Raw genomic sequence first — 22410 nt, forward strand, 5'->3', positions numbered from 1 at the left:
CAGGGACGGCCATTGACGCATCGCCGCGCCTCCTATTACGCTCGTCCGCGATCCCATTCCGAGGAAGATCGATGAACGACGCCGCAACAGAACGGCTGGTCGAGCTGGCCCGACATGTCATCGGCTACATGCAGGCCGCGTTTCCCGGCTGGAGCGAAGCCTACGTTCGCTTCAACGCGCCGAGCGAGGCGCAGTATGGCGTCCGCGCGTCCTGCGCGACGGCGGCCGGCGTCGAGTTGATCTCCGCGATGCGCCATCGCGACTTCATCGACGGCATCATGCGCATCGGGCCGCCACTGCGCGACGCGCTGGCGAATGACGGCAGGAAATTCCGCGCCGCGCTGTTTCGCGCCAATGCCCGGTTTTCCTATCGAATGGATTACGACTGGGATGACGCCGCGCGCTGGAACATCACGAAGCTGGATGGCGCGTCCGGCCGTCCGGACGGTCTGGAACGGCTGGAGCCGCTGGAATGACGTGCGCGCCAGCGAGCGCCGCGCGCCGGCAGCGGATGCCAGGCCGGTTTATCACATTGACGAAATGCCGACGATACGCGCACGTTCGAAGGCAGGAGGCCCGCCATGCCGAAAGCAAAAAAGAAACTGCTGCCGAAGGACTTCGACGCACTGCTCGACGAGGGCGACCTTGCAAAGCTGCAGGCGGTGTTCGACACCTGCGACGTGAATGCGCGCGGCGGGTCGAGCAAGCGGACCGCGCTGTCGTTCGACCGGTGTCCTGACGATCTCGCGCGCTGGCTTGTCGCACAGGGCGCGGACATCGGTGCGGCCGACGCGTACGGCAACACGGCGCTGCACGCGCGCGCCCGAAGCCGGCGCAGCCGCTTCGACGTGCTGTTCGAACTGGGTGCGGACGTTCACGATGACGGCGCGTCGATCGGCACCGCGCTGCACGCGGCGGCCGATTCGCGCCATGCGCTGTCCGCCCGGCTGCTGCTGGAGCACGGCGCGCGCGTCGACGCATTGAACCGGGACGGGCACACGCCGCTCGAGCGTGCGCTGCGTACCTGCGGGAATGCGGATCTGGAACACATGGTTGCGCTCGCCGACGTGCTGCTCGGCGCCGGCGCGGCGAAGACGCCATCGATGCCGGCTTGCGTCACGGCGATCGGCGAGCGCTTCGAGTTCATGCGCGAGCGATTCAATCCGGAGACCGTCGACGCGGCCAGCGCCGCGCTGGACCGGCTCTATGCGTTGTTCGACGTGCGGCCGGTGCCGCGCCGCCAACTGCATGACGGCCGGTCGCCGATCGTCGTCGCGGACGGCACGTGGCAGGCGCAACACCAGGCCTTGTGGGCGCAACTGGTGCCGGGAACCGGGCAAGCGGCGACGGTGCAGGGTGAGCTCGTCCGGATCGCGGGCCGCATCGCGCATGAGCTCGATCACAACGGCGGCAGCAACTGGGACGCGGACTTCCGGAAGATGGCCGATGCGTTCGCGTCAATCGTACGTACCGGCACGTCGCTGCCGGCAGCCGATTTGTCTGATGTGGACGCTGTCGTACAGGACGTCAAGCGCCAGGCCGGCGATCCGGCGCAACTGTGCCGGCTTGCCGTTGCGTGGGTGCGCCTGAACCCCGATCCAGTCGAACTCGCGCCGCCGTCTTATCGACGGTAGGCCACCCAGCGCCCGAAATTTCCGGAAACCACCCCTTTCCCGATTTCGGCCAGTATCCCCACTTTTGGGGATGTCGGCGCGGGCCGGTGCGCCTACGATTGGCAGCAGGGCACAGGGGACCGGGTGTAGCGAAAACAAACGAACAGGCCTGCCATTGAAAGTCGATTGCCGCGATCGCCCGCGCAGTTGACTGACACAGCCGCTGCGTACGATGACGCACAGTGTGAGCGTCGCGTCGTTGGCGCCGCGACACGATGGCGCGTTGATGAAGGAAGGCCTGGTGTCGTATTTCGGGGAATTTCAATCAATATGCTGGCAAGAGACTATGTGGAACGAGAGCTCTCTCACATCCAGAGAATGGTGGCTCTCCTGGACAGCGACTCGGTCGCTGACGACGTGTCGATGTCGGGCGCCGGGCGCGTCAGGCATCCGAGTTACTGGCGCGGGCGCCTCGAGGAGCTGATGTCGGCGCCCGATGTACCGCGGCACGTCAGGAAGCTCGGCGAAGCCGTGCTCGCGAAGATCGACGAGCTGGAATCGCGACTCGCGACGATAAAGTAAGTACACGGTCGGATCGTGCGTCGGCACGCATTCCATTGCGTCGTCGATCGCTTCCATCGTGTCCGTTGCTCAACCGGGCGTCGTCACGTCAAGCAGCGCCGCGCGAAATGCGGCCATCTCCGCCGCGGTGCCGATCGATACGCGAAGGTACTCGGGCGGCCCGGACTCGCGAATCAGGACGCCGTGGCGCAGGAGTCCGCTCCAGATCCGGTGGCGATCCGCGAACTTGCCGAACATCACGAAGTTGGCGTCCGAATCGGCCACCGTGAGGCCCAGGCCGCGCAGCCAGCAAACGGTTGCGTCGCGCTCGGCCTTGATCGCGTCGACTTGCGACAGCATCTCGTCACGCGCGACCAGCGCCGCGCAGGCGGCCGCCTGCGTCAGCGCGGACAGGTGATACGGCAGGCGAACCAGCTTCAGCGCGTCCACGATCGCCGGCGCGCATGCACAATACCCGACGCGACCGCCCGCGAACTTGAACGCCTTGCTCAACGTGCGCGTCACGATCAGCCGCGGATGGTCGGGCAGCAGCGTCACCGCGCTGCGGACGCCGTGGCGCCGGAATTCCGCATAGGCTTCGTCGACGACGACCACGCCCGGCGCGAGGTCGAGGATCGCGCGGATCTCGTCGAGCGGCAGCGCGGTTCCCGTCGGGTTGTTCGGTGACGTCAGCAGGATCACGCTCGGCCGGTGTTCGCGGATGCTGTCGAGCGCCTGATCCAGATCCAGCGTGAAATCCCCGGTGCGTGGCAACGTATGCAGGCGCGTGAAGGTTGTCCGGCAGTATTCGTCATACATGGGATACGCGGGCGTAAAGGCCAGCGCCGAGCGCCCCGGGCCGCCGAACGCCTGCAGGATCTGCTGGATCACTTCGTTCGAACCGTTGGCTGCCCAGACACTGGCCGCGTCGACCGGCACGCCGGTGTCGTGCGTCAGGTAGGCGGCGAGATGCGATCGCAATTCGGCGAAGTCGCGGTCGGGATAGCGGTTCGCGTCGCGTGCCGCATCGGCCACCGCGGTCGCGATGCGCTCGACGAGCGCCGGTGACGGCGGATACGGATTCTCGTTGACGTTCAGGCAGACCGGTACGTCGAGCTGCGGCGCCCCATACGCGTGTTGCAACTTGAGGTCCTCCCGGAGCGGCAAATCCGACAGGGCAATGTCTTTCCACGGTTGTTGCATTGAAAACACTCCGTACGTGATCGATGGGGCGGCACAGCAGGTTTTTCGGACGGCAGAAAACAAAAAAGGCGCCGGAGGCGCCTTGGTTGTCGTCTTGATCGGGACGCTGCCCGATGCAATGACTAGATGCGAAACGAACCGCGGCGCAATGGAGGGCGGCCGTGGTGATGGTGCAGCGAGGGCGTGGCGTTTCGGATCGTCATGCGCTGCATCATGGCATACCCTGATCCGGATGAAAAGCCGGCCGCGACACGGTCCGTGCCCAGGTCGATTGCGTTTTCGTGTCGGGAATGACCCATACGTCAGACGAGAAACGGTAACAAACGTGGTATTTCGAACCAAACTCACACGGATAATTTGAACGATCTCGTTCATTGAGTAAGATGCGCTGAAGACGTTCGACAAAAAACGCACGGCGCGGGGTAGCCAGATGCAACTGAACGGATTGATTCCATCGGCGTGGGTCGACGACCTCTACGCCGCGGCACTGGGCGATCAACGATGGGAAGCGGTGCTGGACGGGCTGCGATCGTCGGTCGGCGTGCGCATGGTCACGCTGCTGTCATTCGACGAAGCGGCGAGGGTGCCGGCGATCGAGCAGGCGGCGGGCGACGACGAGTCATGGGTCGCCGAGTGCTACGGCACCTACAACGCCGAGTTCTACCGGTACGACCCGGTCGTGCCGGTCGCCGGCAACTGGCCGGCGGGCCGCTGGTTCGAGGACGTCAAGCACCTGTCCGCGCACCAGCGCACACACAGCGTGTTCTACCAGGAATTCCTGCGCCCGTTCGGGCTCGGCAGCATCTCGGGCCTGTACATCCATCGCGGCGAGGGCACCGGCGCATTCCTCAGCGTCCAGGGCGGCCCCGACTCGCAAGGCCTGTCCGACGAGCAACGCCTCGCCATCGAAATCATGGGCACGCATATCAGCCGCGCACTGCGGATCCAGGCGCGCATCGGCGAACTCGAGGCGCGCGTGGCCGCGGCTGAATCGGCGCTCGATGCGATTCCGGTGCCGGTGTTCCTGCTCGGCGCGCAACGCGAACTGCGCTATACGAACCGCGCGGCCGATCAACTGATCGCGGCGGAGCCGGCGCTGCGGGTCGTGAACGGGCGTTTCGCGCCGGAAGGCTGCATCGACGATGCGCAATGGCGGCACGCGTTCGCGCGCGGCGGGCTGTTGCTGCGGCGTGCGACCGGCGAACCGCTGTCGCTCGCACTGATGCCGGTTCCCGAGCAGTCGCGCCTCGTGCGCGAACGGCCCGGCGTCACGACGTTGATGACGGCCGCCGACCTGTGCTCGCCGGCGGCGCGCGCGCAGCGGTTGCGCGTGTTCTACGGCCTGTCGTCGGCCGAAGCCGATCTCGCCGTGCTGCTGTGCTGCGACGGGCGCTCGCCGCAGGAATGCGCGGCGCTGCGCGGCGTGTCGATCGGCACGATCCGGACGCAGATCAAGGCGATCTACGCGAAGACCGACGTCACGCGCGCGGCGCAACTGACGTCGCTGGTCATGCAGACGTGACGGCGCGGCAGGCGCTTGCGCCTGCGGATTCCCTGCCGGCCGCGGCCGGGGCCGACGCATGGGCATTGCGTCGACGCTCGCGATTTGTGGTCAGTCATCCTATGACGAAATCAAGCAACGTGAAAGCCGGCTGTCCGGCATCGCGAAAGGCGGCTGCGCGGTCATCCGGAGCGAAAACGGACCGGCCGTCGGAAAACGTTTCGCTGAAAATCACCTGAACAGAGAAAGAGATTCCCCAAATTTCGCCCCAAACCATTGGTGACGGCGGTCATAGGGGTATGCACCAAGTGAGTTAAACGATTAACCGACGTACATTCGCTCAACACGTCATACGACGTATGACTCTGCGATTCAGCGGAGCGTCTCGCCGACGCATGTGCCTGCCGACGGATCGCTGCACAACAACGATCGACCATCAAGGAGACTCACCATGAAGCACCGATTCACCGGCTCCCGTACCGTTCTGGCCGTCGCGCTGATGGCCGGCTTTGCGATGTCCGCGCAGGCGCGCGTGTTCCGCTCGGCGGACGTGCACGGCGACAACTTCCCGACCAACATGGCCGTGAAGTTCATGGGCGACGAACTGTCGAAGCAGACGGGCGGCAAGGATTCGATCAAGGTGTTCGGCAACAGCGCGCTGGGCTCCGAGAAGGACACGGTCGACCAGGTGCGGATCGGTGCGATCGACATGGCGCGCGTGAACGGTGCGTCGTTCAACGAGATCGTGCCGGAATCGCTGATCCCGTCGTTCCCGTTCCTGTTCCGCGACGTCGACCATTTCCGCAAGGCGATGTACGGCCCGGCCGGCCAGAAGATCCTCGATGCGTTCACTGCGAAGGGGATGATCGCGCTGACGTTCTACGAGAGCGGCGCGCGCTCGATCTACGCGAAGCGCCCGGTGCGCTCGCCGGCCGACATGAAGGGGCTGAAGGTGCGCGTGCAGCCGTCCGACCTGATGGTCGACGAGATCAAGGCGATGGGCGGCACGCCGACGCCGATGCCGTTCGCCGAGGTGTACACGGGGCTGAAGACGGGCCTCGTCGACGCGGCGGAAAACAACATGCCGTCGTACGAGGAAACCAAGCACTACGAAGTGGCGCCCGATTACTCGGAGACGCAGCACGCGATGACGCCGGAAGTGCTGGTGTTCTCGAAGAAGGTCTGGGACACGCTGTCGCCGCAGGAGCAGGCCGCGATCAAGAAGGCCGCGGCCGATTCGGTGCCGTACTACCAGAAGCTGTGGACCGCGCGCGAGGCATCCGCGCAGCAGCTGGTGACGAAGGGCGGCGCGAAGATCCTGCCGGCCGCGCAGATCGACCGCGCGGCGTTCGTGAAGGCGATGCAGCCGCTGTGGACGAAGTATGAAAAGACGCCGCAGATGAAGCAGATCGTCGACGAGATCGAGGCCACCAAGTGACGCGTCGCACTTCCCTGAACAGCGCGGCGGCCGCGGGTTCGTCGGCCGCTGCCCCGGACGGCGCGGCGCCGGCGCCGGCGCGGCCGCATGCCGCGCCGTTCCTGCGCTGCGTGAACGACGTGTTGTTCCGCGTGCTGGCCGTGATCGCGTCGGCGTGTCTCGCGGTGCTCACCGTGCTGGTGTTCTACGCGGTCGTGATGCGCTACGTGTTCGAGAACGCACCGGATTTCGTCGAGCCGATCGCGCTGCTGCTCGTGATCGTGATCGCGATGTTCGGTGCGGCGATGAAGGTGCGCGACGGCGGCCATATCGGCCTCGACTCGCTCGTGCGCCGGCTGCCGCCGAAATCGCGCAACGTGGTCATCGCGATCCAGCACCTGAGCCTGATCGCGTTCGCGATCATGATCATCGCCGGCTGCGGCAGCATGGCCGCCGAGACGATGGGCGACCGCATCCCGATCATCGGGCTGCCCGAAGGCGTGCGCTACCTGATCGCGATACCCGCGGCGATCGCCATCATTCTCTTCTCGCTCGAGCACCTGCTCGCGCTTCGTCGTTCTTCGTCGGGACAATAACGCCATGGAACTCGCGATCCTGTCCGTCAGTTTTCTGATTTTTCTCGTACTCGGCGTGCCCGTGTCGTTCGCGCTCGGCATAGCCTGCGTGCTGACCTACATGGTAGAAGGCCTGCCGATCGCGACCGCGATGCAGGCGATGATCTCGGGGATGAACGCGTTCTCGTTCCTCGCGGTACCGTTCTTCATCTTCTCCGGCGAACTGATGCTGCACGGCGGCATCGCGGACCGGATCCTGCGCTTTGCGCAGGCGACCGTCGGTCACTTCCGCGGCGGCCTCGGGATGGCGAACGTCGTCGCCTGTACGCTGTTCGGCGGCGTGTCGGGTTCGCCAACCGCCGATACGTCCGCGATGGGCGGCGTGGTGATTCCGCTGATGAAGCGCGAAGGCTACAGCGCCGCGTACGCGGTCAACGTGACGACGCACGCGTCGCTCGCCGGAGCACTGATGCCGACGTCGACCAACATGATCATCTACGCGTTCGCCGCGCAGGGGATCACCGGGATGCTGCACGGCCAGCCGGTGAGCGGCGTGTCGATCGGCGACCTGCTGTTCTCGGGGCTGCTGCCGGTGTTGTGGGTGATGGGCTTCGTGCTCGCCGCCGCGTACTGGCAGGCCGTGCGCCACGGCTATCCGCGCCGTGAAGACGGTTCGTCCGCGCTGCCGAAGTTCCCCGGCTGGTATGCGGTGCTGCGCAGCTTCGTCGGTGCGGTGCCCGGGCTGATGGTGATCGCGATCATCCTCGTGTGCGTCGCGAAGGGGATCGCGACCGCGACCGAAGCCGCCGCGATCGCCGTCGTGTACTCGCTCGTGCTGACCGCGGTAGTCTACCGCACGCTGACGGCCGAGAAGCTGCGCCGTGCGCTGTCGCATGCGGCGCGCACGACAGGCGTCGTGCTGCTGCTGATCGCAGTGTCCAACATGCTGCGCTTCCAGATGTCGTACCTGGAGATTCCAGATGCGATCGAAGGGCTGCTCAAGCAGTCGACCGCCGCGCCGTGGCTGATGCTGCTGTACATCAACATCATCCAGGTGTTTCTCGGCACGTTCGTCGACATGGCCGCGCACATCCTGATCACGACGCCGCTGTTCCTGCCGATCGCGATGGCGTGCGGCGTCGGGCCGGTGCAGTTCGGGATCATGCTGCTGCTGAACTGCTCGCTCGGCCTCGTGCACCCGCCGATCGGATCGGTGCAGTTCGTCGGCTGCGCGATCGGCAACGTGTCGATCGGAGAGACCACGAAGATGGCGTGGCCGTACTACCTCGCGATCTTCAGTGCGATCAACATCGTCACGTACCTGCCGTTCTTCTCGACCTGGCTGCCGAGCCTGATCAGCGGGCACGCGGTGTTCTGATCGTAGCTTGCTTCGCATGACTGCGGCGCCGGACGACCTGGGTTGTCCGGCGCCGCGGGCGTTTTTGCGGGTCGTTTCATGCATCGATTGCGCCGGGATGCGGCCCAAATCGTCGGTGGCAAGTTCGAGCGTGAATCTGCACCGATACCGAATCGCCATCGATTGCATGGCTGACGCCACGGGAAAGTCAAAAACGCGTCTGCAGAACCCGACAATCCGCCCGCTTAATCCCGGGCATCCCATGTGCTGATTGGATGGGGTTTTGCGTGCTATCCCTTGCTGCGCGCGACGATTGCCTCTCAATAACGCATTTTTCATCAAAAAAATCTCGGTAGACGGAAACGGTTTTTAACCTTATTCAGGGTTTGACGTCGCTGACTCGTCCGGCGACCAGTTTTGTGTCATCGGCATGAGAGGCTTGGCGGAAGGGGATTCGACGCTTGTCGGGCGAGATCGGATAATTATTGGAATAATAAAATCTCAAAAAACAATCGAATGACTTGACGTTGATGTGATTGCATCATCGCTGATGCTTAATAACGAAACGGACCAGATGCGGTCTATAAGCATTGATGCATCAGCAGCCCAAGCCATGACAATTGTTGACCATCTTTCGGTTTTGGCTGTGCGAGCATCTGTCGAAAATTCCGAGAGAGACCAACCATGCGCCGCAAGACGCGCGATGTCGTGTTTCGGCACGTTCAACGGGGAACGGCCAAACAGAAAATTATCTTCGGTCAAGCTTCGCTGAAAAGCGAAGAGCATGCGCTTTGGGTCAAGGCAACCGCATGGGTCATGTCGGTTCTGATGTATCTCAGCCCTGCCATGCTTCTGGTCGACCAGACTGCGCATGCTGCGCCGATCATCGATCCGCGTGCACCGATCCCGTTTCAGCCGACGGTGACCGCGACTAGCTCGGGCGTCCCCGCCATCAATATTCCGGCTCCGAACTCCAATGGTGTGAGTCTCGGACAGTATCAGTCGTTCAACGTAGGACCCGAAGGCCTCGTGCTGAATAACAGCACGATTCCGGGTACGCCTCTGCTGGGCGGTTCGCTTGGCGCGAACCCGAATCTGAACGGCCGACCAGCGTCGTTGATCATCAACCAGGTCACGTCGAACAATATCGCAGTACTGAATGGTCCGCTCGAAACCTTCGGTGCTGCGGCGCCGATCGTGATTGCGGCTCCTGGCGGGATATCAGCAAACGGTTTGTCGCTCACGAATATCCCGAATCTCACGCTGACCACGGGCACGCCGCAATTCATCACGGGCGTCGGCGGCACCTCGACTGACTTTGCGCACGCGGGTGCAGTCGCATACGACGTTCGGTCCGGCAACATTTCGATCAACGGGCCGGCAGGAGTAAACGGGCCGGGAGCAGGGATCGAAGGGACTGTCGGGAATATCGACCTGATCGGGCAAACGGTGACGCTGGCGGCCCCGATCCGCGCGGATCAACGAATCAACGTCGTGACGGGCAACCAGCTCGTTACTCCGACCACGACGGGCAATACCGGCACCGCGTACGGTATTGCTGCTAACGGTCTGCCGAACAACGTCACGGCCATTCAGACACCGAACGGCCTGGCGATCGACGCGAACCAGTTCGGATCGGTCATGGCAGGGCAAGTTTATATCGTCCAAACCGCGGCTGGCCTCGGCGCCAACATGCAAGGCCCGTTGACCGCGACGGCGGGCAACGTCGTCGTCAATTCGAACGGCGACGTCACGGTCGGTCAAACGTTTGCCAGCCAGAACGTCAGCCTGACGAGTGCGGGCAACACGACGATCAGCGGTACGGGACTCGCGAACCAGAATTACACGGTCAACGCCAACGGCGACATCAACGTGACCGGTTCGGTGTCGGCCGGGCAGAACGTGTCGATGAATTCCGGCGGCAATTTAAACGCTGCGTCAGTCGCGGCAAACGGTTCGGCGAACCTGACCGCCGGACAGTCGATGTCGATCGGCTCGCTGTCCGCGCACGACGTTGCGTTGCAGGCGACGAATGGTGATCTGACAGTCGGTGGGTTGAGCGCGCCCGGCGTGATCTCGGCCAAGGCCGGACGCGATCTGACGGTGAACGGTGCCGTTCAAGGCGGCAGCACGGTCGCGCTGACGGGTGGACGCAATGCGAGCGTGAACGGTGCCGTGTCGGGCGTCGACAAGACGTCGATTGCGGCGACCACGGGCACTGCGCAAATCGCGGGCAGCGCGATCAGCAACGCGGCACTCTCGGTGACGGCTGGACAGGACGCGCTCGTAGGCGGCAATGTCTCAGCGCAGGGCCCGTTGACCGTCACCGCGAGCGCCGGCGACGCGACAATCTCCGGCACCGCGGTGACGCCAGGCACGCTGACGGTTCAGTCCGGCGGCACCACGACGCTTGGTGGGCAAACGCAGGCCGCGACCGCAAATGTGTCCGGCGGCAATGTGGCCGTCAACGGCGCGCTGACAACGACCCACGACGCGACGCTTGCGGCGACGAACGGCAACTTGACCGGGACTGGCGCGATCGGCACGACGACGGGTAACGTTGCGCTTTCGGCGAGCCAGAACATCGCGTATAGCGGTGCGGTGCAAAGCGGTGGGGCGGTCACCGCGACGGCTGCGCAGGACGCGACGCTGGCGAATGTATCGGCGCCGGGTGCGATCTCGATTACGGCCGGTCGCGATGCGACGGAAACGGGCAATTTGACCGGTGGCAGCACGGTTTCGATGACGGCCGGCCGCGGTGCCAGCGTGAGCGGCACGGTCGCATCAGTGGGCGACACGACGATCACGGCGCAAACCGGCTCGGCGACCGTGAACGGTAGTGCTCAGTCCAATGGTGCACTGGCTGTCAGTGCTGGCCAGAACGCCTCGATTGGCGGCACGGCGCAGGCGCAAGGCCCGGTATCGATTACCGCGCGAGCCGGTTCGCTGACGGGGCAAGGCAACGTCACGTCGTCTCGAGGTGCGGTCAACCTGGCCGCCGGGCAAGCAATCGCGCTGAACGGTGCCGTGCAGAGCGGCCGCACAATCAGTGCGGCGGCGGGTACCAACGCCAGCTTTGGTGGCACCGTTGCAGCGCCGGGCGCCGTTACGATCCAGGCAGGGCAAGATACGACGCTGGCCGGGAGCGTAACGAGCGGCGGGAACTTGAGCGTCACGTCTGACGGAAACACCAGCATCAAGGCGGCGGCCGCATCCGTTGGCGACATGACGCTCGCGGCGAACGGCGGCACCTTGAGCACGTCAGGGAACGTAGTGTCGACGGGCGCGCTGAATGCGAGTGGCCAGCAGGGCGTGAATTTGGGCGGTACGGTCTATAGCGGCGGCAACGCGCAGATTGGATCGACTGCAGGCAACGTCGCGGTGGCAGGCACGGTATCGACCCCTGGCACGTTGAACATCAACGCGGGACAGGATGCCTCGGTTGCCGGGACCGTGCAAAGCGGCCAGAACTCGACGATTGCGGCCGCGCGTGACGCCAACCTGAACGGTGGTCTCGAGGTCGGCAATTCCGGCAATGCGAGTGTGACAGCTGGGCGCGACATCAACGGCACCGGCGCGATCGGCGTCGCGAACGACACGACACTGAAGGCTGGAAACAATATCGGCATCAGCGGTACGGTCCAGACCGGCAACAATCTGACGGCGACGGCAGGTAACAACCTGTCGGTCGGCGCGACAACGGCTGTCGGTACCAGCACACTGACGGCGACGAACGGCGCCGTAACGTTGACTGGCGATGCGCTGTCGGGTGGGGCGACGACGATTACGGCAGGCACGGACGTCAATACCCACGGCAGCGTCAAGAGCCTCGGCGATCTGTCGGTCAACGCGAAGTCGGGCAATCTGACGGCGGCCGGCGCAGTCTCGACTGCTGGCAACGCGGCGCTGAACGCAGGCCAGAACCTGACGCTCAACGGCCAGACGACCGTCTCGAAGAACGCGACGCTCGCAGCGACGAACATCACGACGCAGGGTGTATCGGTTGGCGCGAATCTGACGGCTACCGCGAGCAACGCGCTCGATACGTCCGCAGGGCAACTCAATGCGCAGTTCGACGCGAATGCGCCGGCGCTGTCCGTTGGCGGCAACGCGACGCTTTCGGGTGCGAACGTGACGACCGCAAACGCGGTGGTCGGCGGCGCGACGCAGATCACCGGTACGAAAAGCCTGACGACGGGTGGCACAGCCGCGTTCAAGGGCGACGCGACGTTGGCGGGCGGTACGGTCAATAACGTCGGTACGCAAATGGCGGCCGGCAATCTGAATGTGTCGGGTACGACCGTCACGAATTCGGGTGCACTGTCCTCACTACAAACCGCGACGATCAATGCCGCGGACCTCGTGAACAGCGGCTCCGTCTATGGGCCTACCACGAACGTCACGGCGAGCGGTAGCGTCACCAACTCGGGCAGCCTTCTGGCAACGAACGCGCTGAACGTCACGACGGCGAATCTGAGCAACCAAAAGGGTGTGTTGTATGCCGGTGATGTTGCGAATCCGACCGCTGCGACGGGCAATACGACCGTGACGGTGACGGGGGGCAACGGTTCGTTCAACAATTCAGGCGGCATGATTTATGGGCAGAACAACGCGACGCTGAATCTGCCGAACCAAACGTTGGATCCGTCCGCAGCGACCTTCGGTACGGTCGACAGTCGCAGTGGCGTCAATCTGTCGGCGCAATCGGTCAACAATTCGGGAACGTGGACACTGCCGAGTTCGAACGTCACAGTGTCCACCGCGCAGGGCTTCAACAACACCGGCACGATCAATCAAGGCATCGGCGCACTGACGTTGAATGGTACCGTCGGCAATACCGGCGCGATCAATGGCAACGACCTGACGATCAATGGCTCGCTCGCCAATCGGACCGGTGGCACGGTTGCGGCGCTCGATGCGCTCACGCTCAACGGCGCGGGTACGAATAGCGGCACCGTTCACGCAGACAATACGCTGACGATTGCCGGGACGAGCTACGACAATTCGAACGGGGTGACTAGTGCAGGCAATAGCAAGAGCCCGGCCGGTAGTGGCAATGCAACGATCAATCTGAGTGGTGATCTCTGGAACGCTGGAGGTACGCTGACGGCGACGAACGATCTGAAGATCACGGCAAACAACGTTAACAACTCCGCTGCGGCAACGGTCACAACCACCACGACCACGAAGACCGTCGACAATCCAGGGTTGCTGATGGCCACGCCGATCGGCTCGGAATTGGTCTATGCGATCTATAACGTCGGCAAGGACGGTGGGACGCTGACGCTTGGGCAGGCAAACTTGCCGGCGACGCTCGGCGGGCTCCTGTCGGTCGGCGGCGAGCAGCCGACAAAATCAACCGTCTGGTCGATTTCCAGCGCGCGGCTGATCTATCAAGGCTGGGGCGACGCGTCGTCACCGGTTGCGTCCTCGGGAACAGTCCAGTTTGCACTGGTACCCACGAGTAATGCACCCAAGGGTGCCATGTGGGTTGTCGTGCCGCCTTCTACGCCGGTTTCTGGTGCAACGACGGTTCAATCCCTCACCCTGCCGACCGTTACCGAGACCACCACCACGACCGGTGCGACCGTGACGTCGTCTGTCATCGCGGCCGGGCACGACCTTAACCTGACGGCCAACACGCTGAATAACCAGAGCGGTGTCGTAAGCGCGGGGCACGACGTCAACGTGAACGTGCAGCAGCTCCAGAACGGTGGCTCGAGCTTCACGTCGTCGGTCACCGACACGGTCGATGGCGCGTCGCTGAATGCGTTCCTGACGTCGCTGCAGGCGCTGCAGAAATCCGCGTCGATCGGCGTGGCTGGCACGGCGAACCCGAGTGGCACCTATCAGTGCGAGGGAGGATATTGCCTGGTCGGTACCCCAACGCCGCCGGCAACCTATACGATCAGCGCGCCGGGGACGGTGCCGCTGGAGACGACGACCAGGACCGCCACGACGCAAGGCGCCGTCGGGCAGATTCTTGCAGGGAACAATCTGAATCTGTCGGGCGGCAATCTGACCAATACCGGCACGCTCGCGGCCGGCAATGACGTCACGATTCAGGCGGCAAGCTTCACGAATCAAGGATCGAATGTCGGGTCGAAGGCCGTGACGGCCGGGTGTGCGTCGGGGGTGTCGAATGCCGGCTGCTCGAATCTGAGAACGACCAACCCGAACTCGGAGGCGTACAGCTACCAGCAGACCAACAGCAACGTGACGGCCGGCCACGACATCGTCATTGCCGCCAACCAGGTCAGCAACACCTACGGCAATTTGGTTGCGAAGAACGATGTCGTTATCGGCGGTGCTGGCACGACTGCGGCGAACACGACACAGGCTGCCAGTATGACGAACACGTCGGCCGCAATCGAGGCAGGTCATAACGTGCAAATCAACGCGGCAAGCGTGACGAACACGATTGCCGCGCCGGTGGCGGTCCACCAGAACTATGGTTCGGCGTCGCCCTATAGCGGTTGTGGCCAGAACTGCGAAGCGTATGTCGAGGTGCAGTCGGCTACGCCGTCCACGATTACGGCGAACAACGACCTGTCGATCACAGCGGGGATGTTCAGCAACACCGGCAGTCTCGTCACCGCGCTGAATACCGCGACGATCAATGCGACACAAAGTGCATCGAGCGACAACCAGTACCTGCACGCGTACTGGACTGGTAATCCGGTCGGCAACCGAACGTGGGGCTGCCTGGGCATGGCGTCGACTTGCCAGAATCTGTATGGCGGGGCGTTCAACCCTGGCGATGCGCAAGCTGTGTCGGGCCTGCCGTCGAACGTCGGATTGCCCGATTTCGTGCCGGGTACGATTCAGGCGGGTAATTTGAGCGTCCATTCGCCGACGCTGAACAACACGGGCAACGTGATCGGCCAAACGATCACGCTGACGGGCTCGACGCTCGTCAACGGGATCACGAACCCGAACGTGTTTACGCCGCCGCCAGTTGTCTCGGGGCAGGTGATTTCGCTGGCGCCGCCAACACTGCCGGGTTCGATCGCGAGTTCGGTGAACAGTGCCGGGCTGGTCACGGACCAAAACGGCCGGCCGACGTCGGTCACCGGGATGACCGGTTTGCCGGCCAATACGCCGATCGGTGCGCAGACGGTCGGTCAGCCGGTCGCGCCGGTGGTCACCGTCACGACCCGTCCGGTAGGCGCGTCGCCTGGCTCGGCGTCGGCACCCATCGCTGGGGCGCCGCAAAGCGTCACCGTCAAGACGATCGCGGGTGCGACGACCACCGTGAGCTACCTGACCAGCAATCCTGCCGCCCAGGTGGTCGATTCGCTCTCGTCGGCCTCGCTGATCGCGAATTTGCCCGCGAACCTGCAACCGGGCAGCGTGCCGTTCTACTACGACCCGTACACCGAAAACCAGCTGATCGAGCAAGCAGCATTGCAGGCGATCGGCAAGGGCAGCTTCTACAGCACGACGAGTGCGACCGACAGCACGAGCCAGGCGTCGATCAACAATCAGGACAAGGCAGCGTTGTATGGCGCGGCGCTCGAGTATGCGGAGAAAAACAACGTCGCGCTCGGCACGAAGCTGAGCGATGCCCAGCTCGCGCAGATCAACGCGCCGATGCTTTGGTATGTCGAGCAATCCGTCCCGGAGCCGGGATGCAGCACGACCGGCGGCGCAGCCTGTCCGACGGTGCAGGTGCTGATGCCTGAGGTGCTGCTGCCGAAGAACTTCGCGGAGGTGAACGCTGACGGCGAAATCACGGGAACCAATGTCACGCTCAATTTCGCGAACAGTATCCTGAATACCGGCACGGTCACGGCGCAGAACCTGACGGTCAACACGGATTCGCTGACCAACGAACAGCGTTCGACGGATATCGGCACGATTTACCAGAAGGGTCCGGAAGGCGTGACGTTACAGACCACGGGCACCGTGGCGCAGCAAGGCGGCTTCATGTCGGCCGCCAATTACGATCTGCAGGTGCAAAGCCTGAACCAGATCGGCGGAGCACTCCAGAAAGTCGGCGCGGATGGCGCGGTCGACACGGCCGGCACGCAGGCGATGCTGGCGAATCTGAAGAGCCAACTCGGCGGTAACTTCACGCAACAGGCCGTCACCGACCATCTCGATACCCAGGTTCTCGACGGCGACTCGTGGTTCGACCAGGTCTTCATGACCGGGGTGATGGTCGGACTCTCGATTATGGGGGGGATGGCTGCGTCAGCGGCAATTGGTGCGGCGGCGTCTGCAACGGCGGGGACGACGTTTGCGGCGGCTGTGCCGGCGACAACGACGACGATAGCGGTTGGCGCGACTGAGGTGACTGTAACGACGGCGGCGGCGGTTGGCGCAGGCACGGCGAACGTCGCGTTGTCGGCCGCATTTGCCGGCATGATGAACAGCACGATGAGCCAGTTGAATAGTGGCGGCTCGTTCAGTGTAGGGAAGGTGTTCGAGACTGGCGGTGTGGCGGCACTAACGGCTGGCCTGACGAATGGCCTTACGTTCGATAACGGTAGCTTGGGCTGGTCGTGGAGTGCCTCGCAGAACAGTCTCGCGGCACTTGCGGGCGTGCAATCTGTGGGCAATACGTTCGTGCCGCAGGCTGGTGCAGCAAGCGGTTCCCTGCCGACGGCACTCACTGCACTCGCGGCGGAGTCTACGCTTCAGGCAACCGTTCAGACTGCAATTCAGGGTGGCAGCTTCCTGACGAATCTGCGCAATAGCGCCGTCAGCAATGCGGCCGCGTCCGCGGCTTATGCGATCGGTAATGGCACGGATCCACTGACGCTGCAGAATATCGCTGCACATGCAGCTCTCGGCTGTGCTGCGGGTGCTGCAATGGGGCAAGGGTGCGGTGGTGGAGCCGTTGGCGCGGCTGCAAGTTCTTTCATCACGCCATTCGTTCTTTCCGGACTGGCTTCGAGCGGTGCACCGCTCGATCAAGGTCAAATGGCAATGTTGGCAGCGATTTCCACGTGGACGGGTGGAGGTGCAGCAGGACTTGCAGGACAGAATGCGACTGCCGGTGCAACGTGGGGTCAGAATGAAGCCTTGAACAACGATGCTTTGCACCTCGACAAGGTTCTCGGCGCCGTGTCGTCATTTTGGCAGAGCGCCCGGAGCGCGATACCGGGCGTTCACATGGCGGATCAGGCGCAAGCTGCCGCTAGTGCCGGCAACTATGGATTGGCGACTGCGCTGGCACTTGGATCGGTGGCAGATGCTGGGCTGGGTGTTTTGACGCTTGGCGAGGGAGCTGCCGTAAAGCAAGCCGTGGGCAAAGTCCTCGCAACGGCAGATACTATTACGGTCTACCGCGCTGTCAGCCCGGCGGAATTCAATTCGATCATGCAAACTGGGAAATTCTCGTTTGCTCCCGGTGCAAATGAAATGAAACAGTTTGGCTTCAATTTGGGTGAAGTCATGGCCTATGCAAATACTTCGTCTGAGTATGCGGCCATCATAAAGGCTGACATCCCGGCAAGTGTTATTGGAAAATTTGGTGTATCGTACTCAATTGATCCGTTTATATTCAAGAGCGGGGTGTTGTCTGTAATGAAAGAAAATCAGCTGAGTATTTTTAATTCTGTCGTGAATAATATTGGGCATGCATATTAAGTAGGGGGTGGGTATGGAAAATATTGTTGCCACGATAAAGCTTTCTATCGATGCTCAGGATCCGAAAGTCGCGGGCGTTCGCACCGGATATTCTCCACACCATAAGTTTGCCAACATTGATTGGCTTGCAAGTGGAAAGCACGTCTATGGTGACAGAGATTTACATTACCCTGGGGAAACTCTAAAGGCGAAGATAAAGTTCGCCAGTTGGGAGCACATGCGTGACAACATTAGCGTCGGCGATCGGTTTGATATTTTAGAAAACGATCGCCTGATCGGTCATGGATTTGTCGATGCAATATTATGAGTTAACACGTTCGCCACCTTTGCGGCAGCATCTCGCGAATCCATAGGGGATGTGGGTAAGTCGCGAGCAGTGGCTGCATTTAAATTTTCGTTCGATCCAAATATTTTTGATGCCGTAACGGACGCGACCTATGAGGCAGTGTCGAGCGTCACTGAAAGATAATCGATCTTTAATCTCGTGAAAAATTTTGAGATCGTAATGCGAAAACTGACTCGTAACCTAGGCGGAAAAGGAAAATTTCAAAATGCATGCAACAACCGGAAATCCTATTGCTTGATTCTCGTTGGGGCAAGTATCAATATATCTGCCTTTGCCGTTGGGATCCAACCCGACGGTGGCACGGTAACGTCCGTATCGACGGGCGGGACGGGGCGGCAGACCGTGAACATCGCGCCTGCCTTCGGCGGTGTTTCGAACAACACTTATTCGTCGTTTAACGTGTCGAAGTCCGGTGCCGATCTGAACAACGTCGGCATCAACGCGCGCACGATCGTCAATCAAGTCACGAGCACGAACCCGTCCCTGATCCAGGGCAACATCAACGTCCTCGGCCCGCGCGCGAACGTCATTCTGGCCAATCCGAACGGCGTGACGGTTGACGGCGGAAGCTTCACGAACACCGGCCACGTCGTGCTGTCGACGGGCCAGGTAAGCTTCGCCGACGTAACGCTCGCACCGGGCACGGTGCAGCGCAACGTCGTGCTCAACACGGATCGCGGCACGATCACGATCGGTGCAGGCGGCCTGACAGGCGATCTCATCGGCCTCGATCTGGTCGCGAAGCAATTGGCCGTGAACGGGCCGGTAACGAATACCTACGACAACAAAACCGGTGTGCCGAGCTTTGTCCGTGGGACGGTCGGCAGCAGCACCACGAGCTGGAACGGGGGCATGTCGCCAACCGATAACGGCCACGACTGGCTGATCGGTACCACTTCCCCAGGCGTGGCAAGCAACGCGCTCGCGGTCGACATCACGGCCGCCGGAGGACTGACGGCCGGACGCGTGGAACTGGTCATCACCGATCAGGGCGCTGGCGTGCGCAGCCTCGGCAAGCTCTACGCGAACGCGGGCGATGCCGTGGTCACGTCAACCGGCGACGTCACGATCGCCGACAACCAGTTCTTCGGCGCACATGACGTGTCGATCTCGACGACAGGCGCGGTAACGCTACAGGGTGCCCAACTGAACGCCGGGAACAACGCGACGGTACACGCTGGTTCGATTTCGCTTTCGGACGATGCGGCCGGCCCGTCGACGCTGAGTGCAAACAATGCCGTCAACTTGACCAGCAGCGGCGCCATTACGAACGTCGGCAGCGTGATTCAGGCTGGTACGACGGCGAACGGCACGCCTGCTGGCGGTGATCTGACGCTGAACGCGGCCGGCGATATTCTCAACGGATCGAGCGCCGTCAATCAGGGCATCATTTTCTCGGCCAACGGTAAAACATCGCTGACGGCGGGCGGCAACATCATCAACGATAACGCGCGCATCGCATCGAACGGTGGCATGAGCCTGATGGCGGCCGGCGACGTGCTGAACGTCATCGACCATTCGGGTGGCACGAATGGCGGCCAACCAACTGCGTACACGGATCGCGGCGGCAGCTTCCTTTTCTTCACGCATTCGACGATCGGCGTGAACGTCGACTACGGCACCGTCACTCGGCCCGATCAAATTGCCTACCTCGCGACGACCAGTGGACCGTTGACGATCACCGGACGGAACGTGACGAATTCAGGTGGCGTCATTCAAGCGACTGGCGGTGATGTCGCCATTACCGCGCAGAACGCGTTCACGAACGCGGCAGTGTTCTCGGGGAAGGCGAACTATTCGCGCAGCTGCTGGATCTTCTGTCGCGCCAACGCGTCGAGCAACGTCACTCCCTACGGCGGCACGATTCAGGCGAGCGGCGATTCGCAATCCAGCACGGGCGGCAACATCTCGATCAAGAGCGGCACCATCGCGCGCAACGTCGGCGGCAACGTCTTTGCTACGGGTGACATCAAGGTCGACGCGCCGATCACCTACGCGCAGGGCGTGACGGGATACTCGGCGATCAACCAGGATCGCGGCTTCAAGGCGTTCTTCGGTAGCACGTGGGCGCAACTGATTGCTATGGACGTCGGCGGTGGGTTCGCCGCGAACGGACAGGTGTTCCTGACCGGCGACGGCGTGATCGACGGTGGGTCGTTCAGTGGCGGAAAGGGAGTGACGGCTGCTGGCGGCATCACTACCGTGCGTGCACCGTCGCGAACGCCGGTCTCGATCGATCAGCATTTGGGCCTGACGACGTGGTGGTGGCGTTAAGCGGATGAACTATCGAACGAATAATCGCCCCGGAATCGTCGTCGTCGGTTTTCTGGATATCCCGGTCGCCTTCGCCGCGTCGATGTACAGCGCGGCCGACACCGCCACCACCGCTCACGGGTTTCCGCACGCATAACAACGATGAAAGCACCCGTTTTCCCTCGATACAAGCTGCCGGTGCTGGTCGCGAGCCTCGCAGCATGGTACATGCCGGTTCAGGCGCAATTGGTGCCTCCGGCGGCCCGACCGGTGCAGGATCCCGCGCAACTGATTATCGAACAGCAACGCGAACAGGCACGCCAGCGTCAGCTCGAGCAACCGCCGCCGTCGGTGACGATCCCGCCTCCGTCCGATACGACGCTCGACGTTCCGCCCGGTACGCCGGTCGACGCGATCGTCGAAAGTGGTCCGACATTTCGGGTCGCGGAGATTCTGCTGCAATCGGCCGATGGCAAACCGTTCGAGTCGCCCAGCGGCGTACCGCGCGCGAAACTCGACGCGATCACCGCCGAGTTTGTGAATCACGAACTCGGCACGCACCGCATCAATGTGCTGCTGAAGCGCCTGACAGATACCTTCGTCTCGTCGGGTTACGTGACGACGCGCGCCCTGCTCGGTGCACAGAACCTGACGTCCGGCACGCTCAGGGTCACGATCCAGGTCGGCCACATCTCGGGTTTTGTGGTCAACGGGAAGCCGATTCATCGCCTCAAGCCCGGTGAATTGTCGGCAGGCGGTGGCTGGCTCACCGACGTTGGTTATTCGAACGCATTTCCGGTGTCGTCCGGCGATCCTCTTCGTCTGTCGGACATCGACCAGGGCGTCGCGCAGATCAACCGCCTGCGCCGCAATCAGGCTGCGGTGCAGATCCTGCCGGGCCAGAACGCCGGCGATTCGGTTATCGCAATCGACAACAAACCCGGCGATCGGCTGTATTTCAATCTCGGTCTCGACAACTACGGCAGTTCCGCCACAGGGGTGACGCGCTATCGGGCCGGTGTCGAAGCCGACAACCTGCTCGGACTTCAGGAGTCGCTGAGTCTCAACTTCCTCGACAGTCAGGACAGCAATGCATTGGTAGGGTCGTTTGCCGTGCCGTTCGGTCGAAACACCTTCAGCTACACGATCGCGGATTCGGAATACCAGCAACTGATTGGCTCGACGGCGCTGTTGTATGGCCGCACGCTGTCGCATATTTTTGGCTGGAACTATCTGGTCGGCAGAACGGCAAGCGACATCACCAGCATCGACACGACGCTGTCGTGGCGGCGCACCGACCGGACCATCAACGGGGCAGACCTTGATCCGCAGCGCGTCGCCGTGCTCCGAATCGGCGGGAACTGGCTGCACAAGTTCGTGATGAACGACGCGCAGGGGAATTTCACCGTCAACGGCGGAGTTTCCCAGGGGCTACCGTGGTTCGGTGCAAACCACGATGAGCACGGCATTGCGCGCGACGCAGCGCACAGTCAGTTCACCAAGCTCGATGCGACGGCAACGGTTACGCTGCCGCTGCCGAAGTTGAACGGCGCGGTGCTGGTGTACCGAGGCGCATTGGGTGGCCAGTACACGAATATGGCGCTGTATGGCTCGGAGCAGCTCTACCTCGGCGGCATGGATACCATCCGCGGCTTTCGATCCGGTGAGATTGCGGGGGACCGTGGCCTCTATGCGCGTAACGAGCTCGCGTGGGTGAACGTTCCGATGTGGAAGGAAGGCCGTATCGAGCCGTATGTATTCCTTGATGCCGGCAAGACGAGCCTGATCGGTGCGTCGGGCTTTCCGACGCTCGCCGGCATCGGGGCGGGCCTGCGTGCGCAATGGCAGTGGCGCAAGCAATCGCTGTCGGGCGAGGTGTTGGTCGGTCGCGCGCTGGCACAGCCGGCCGCACTGGGCAACAAGGCGACACTGGTGCTCGGCACCTTGAACTGGTTTTACTAGCGCGATTTTGATCGTGTCCGATTCC

Annotated in this window: 13 protein-coding genes; 12 read left to right on the forward strand and 1 reads right to left on the reverse strand. The window is 62.7% G+C overall.

What is annotated here, in order from left to right:
* Window positions 1-71: 71 nt before the first annotated feature.
* The 3 genes from U5809_RS00955 (at window position 72) to U5809_RS00965 (ending at window position 2195) form a co-directional block, all read left to right on the forward strand.
* A complete protein-coding gene (locus tag U5809_RS00955) occupies window positions 72-476 on the forward strand; it encodes a hypothetical protein (RefSeq protein ID WP_322085099.1) in 405 nt (134 codons plus the stop codon).
* Between the two features lie 105 nt (window positions 477-581).
* On the forward strand, window positions 582-1634 hold the full coding sequence (locus U5809_RS00960) for an ankyrin repeat domain-containing protein (RefSeq protein WP_322085100.1): 1053 nt from the start codon (window positions 582-584) through the stop codon (window positions 1632-1634).
* A gap of 309 nt (window positions 1635-1943) precedes the next feature.
* On the forward strand, window positions 1944-2195 hold the full coding sequence (locus U5809_RS00965; protein WP_322085101.1) for a hypothetical protein: 252 nt from the start codon (window positions 1944-1946) through the stop codon (window positions 2193-2195).
* A gap of 69 nt (window positions 2196-2264) precedes the next feature.
* On the opposite strand, the gene U5809_RS00970 is transcribed toward U5809_RS00965, so the two are convergent.
* Window positions 2265-3752, reverse strand: a complete 1488-nt coding sequence (locus tag U5809_RS00970; protein WP_322085102.1) for a histidinol-phosphate transaminase — start codon at window positions 3750-3752, stop codon at window positions 2265-2267.
* Between the two features lie 55 nt (window positions 3753-3807).
* On the opposite strand from U5809_RS00970, the gene U5809_RS00975 reads away from it, so the two are divergent.
* The 9 genes from U5809_RS00975 to U5809_RS01015 all read left to right on the forward strand — a co-directional run bounded on the left by U5809_RS00975 (window position 3808) and on the right by U5809_RS01015 (window position 22385).
* Entirely contained in the window at window positions 3808-4899 is a 1092-nt protein-coding gene (locus U5809_RS00975; RefSeq protein WP_322085103.1) for a helix-turn-helix transcriptional regulator, read from the forward strand.
* 430 nt (window positions 4900-5329) lie between these two features.
* Window positions 5330-6316, forward strand: a complete 987-nt coding sequence (locus tag U5809_RS00980) for a TRAP transporter substrate-binding protein (RefSeq protein WP_176046543.1) — start codon at window positions 5330-5332, stop codon at window positions 6314-6316.
* Window positions 6313-6891, forward strand: coding sequence for a TRAP transporter small permease (locus U5809_RS00985; protein WP_322085104.1), 579 nt, complete (start codon window positions 6313-6315; stop codon window positions 6889-6891). The genes U5809_RS00980 and U5809_RS00985 overlap by 4 nt, the downstream gene beginning before the upstream one ends.
* Before the next feature lie 4 nt (window positions 6892-6895).
* On the forward strand, window positions 6896-8248 hold the full coding sequence (locus U5809_RS00990) for a TRAP transporter large permease (protein WP_176046541.1): 1353 nt from the start codon (window positions 6896-6898) through the stop codon (window positions 8246-8248).
* Window positions 8249-8911: 663 nt separating this feature from the next.
* Window positions 8912-17824, forward strand: coding sequence for a filamentous hemagglutinin N-terminal domain-containing protein (locus tag U5809_RS00995; RefSeq protein WP_322085105.1), 8913 nt, complete (start codon window positions 8912-8914; stop codon window positions 17822-17824).
* Window positions 17825-17837: 13 nt separating this feature from the next.
* Window positions 17838-18131 (forward strand): hypothetical protein, encoded by a 294-nt coding sequence (locus U5809_RS01000; RefSeq protein WP_322085106.1) that lies wholly within the window; start codon window positions 17838-17840, stop codon window positions 18129-18131.
* Between the two features lie 198 nt (window positions 18132-18329).
* Complete coding sequence (locus tag U5809_RS01005; RefSeq protein ID WP_415877919.1) at window positions 18330-20444, forward strand: filamentous hemagglutinin N-terminal domain-containing protein; 2115 nt, start codon at window positions 18330-18332, stop codon at window positions 20442-20444.
* Between the two features lie 4 nt (window positions 20445-20448).
* Window positions 20449-20580: a hypothetical protein gene (locus U5809_RS01010; protein WP_322085107.1), complete on the forward strand. Its 132-nt coding sequence runs from the start codon at window positions 20449-20451 to the stop codon at window positions 20578-20580.
* A 71-nt stretch (window positions 20581-20651) separates the two neighbouring features.
* Window positions 20652-22385 carry a ShlB/FhaC/HecB family hemolysin secretion/activation protein gene (locus tag U5809_RS01015; protein ID WP_415877923.1) on the forward strand — a complete coding sequence of 578 codons (1734 nt, stop codon included), beginning with the start codon at window positions 20652-20654 and terminating at the stop codon, window positions 22383-22385.
* The last annotated feature ends 25 nt before the right edge of the window (window positions 22386-22410 follow it).

The organism is Burkholderia sp. BCC1999 (assembly GCF_905339975.1).
Taxonomy (GTDB): domain Bacteria; phylum Pseudomonadota; class Gammaproteobacteria; order Burkholderiales; family Burkholderiaceae; genus Burkholderia.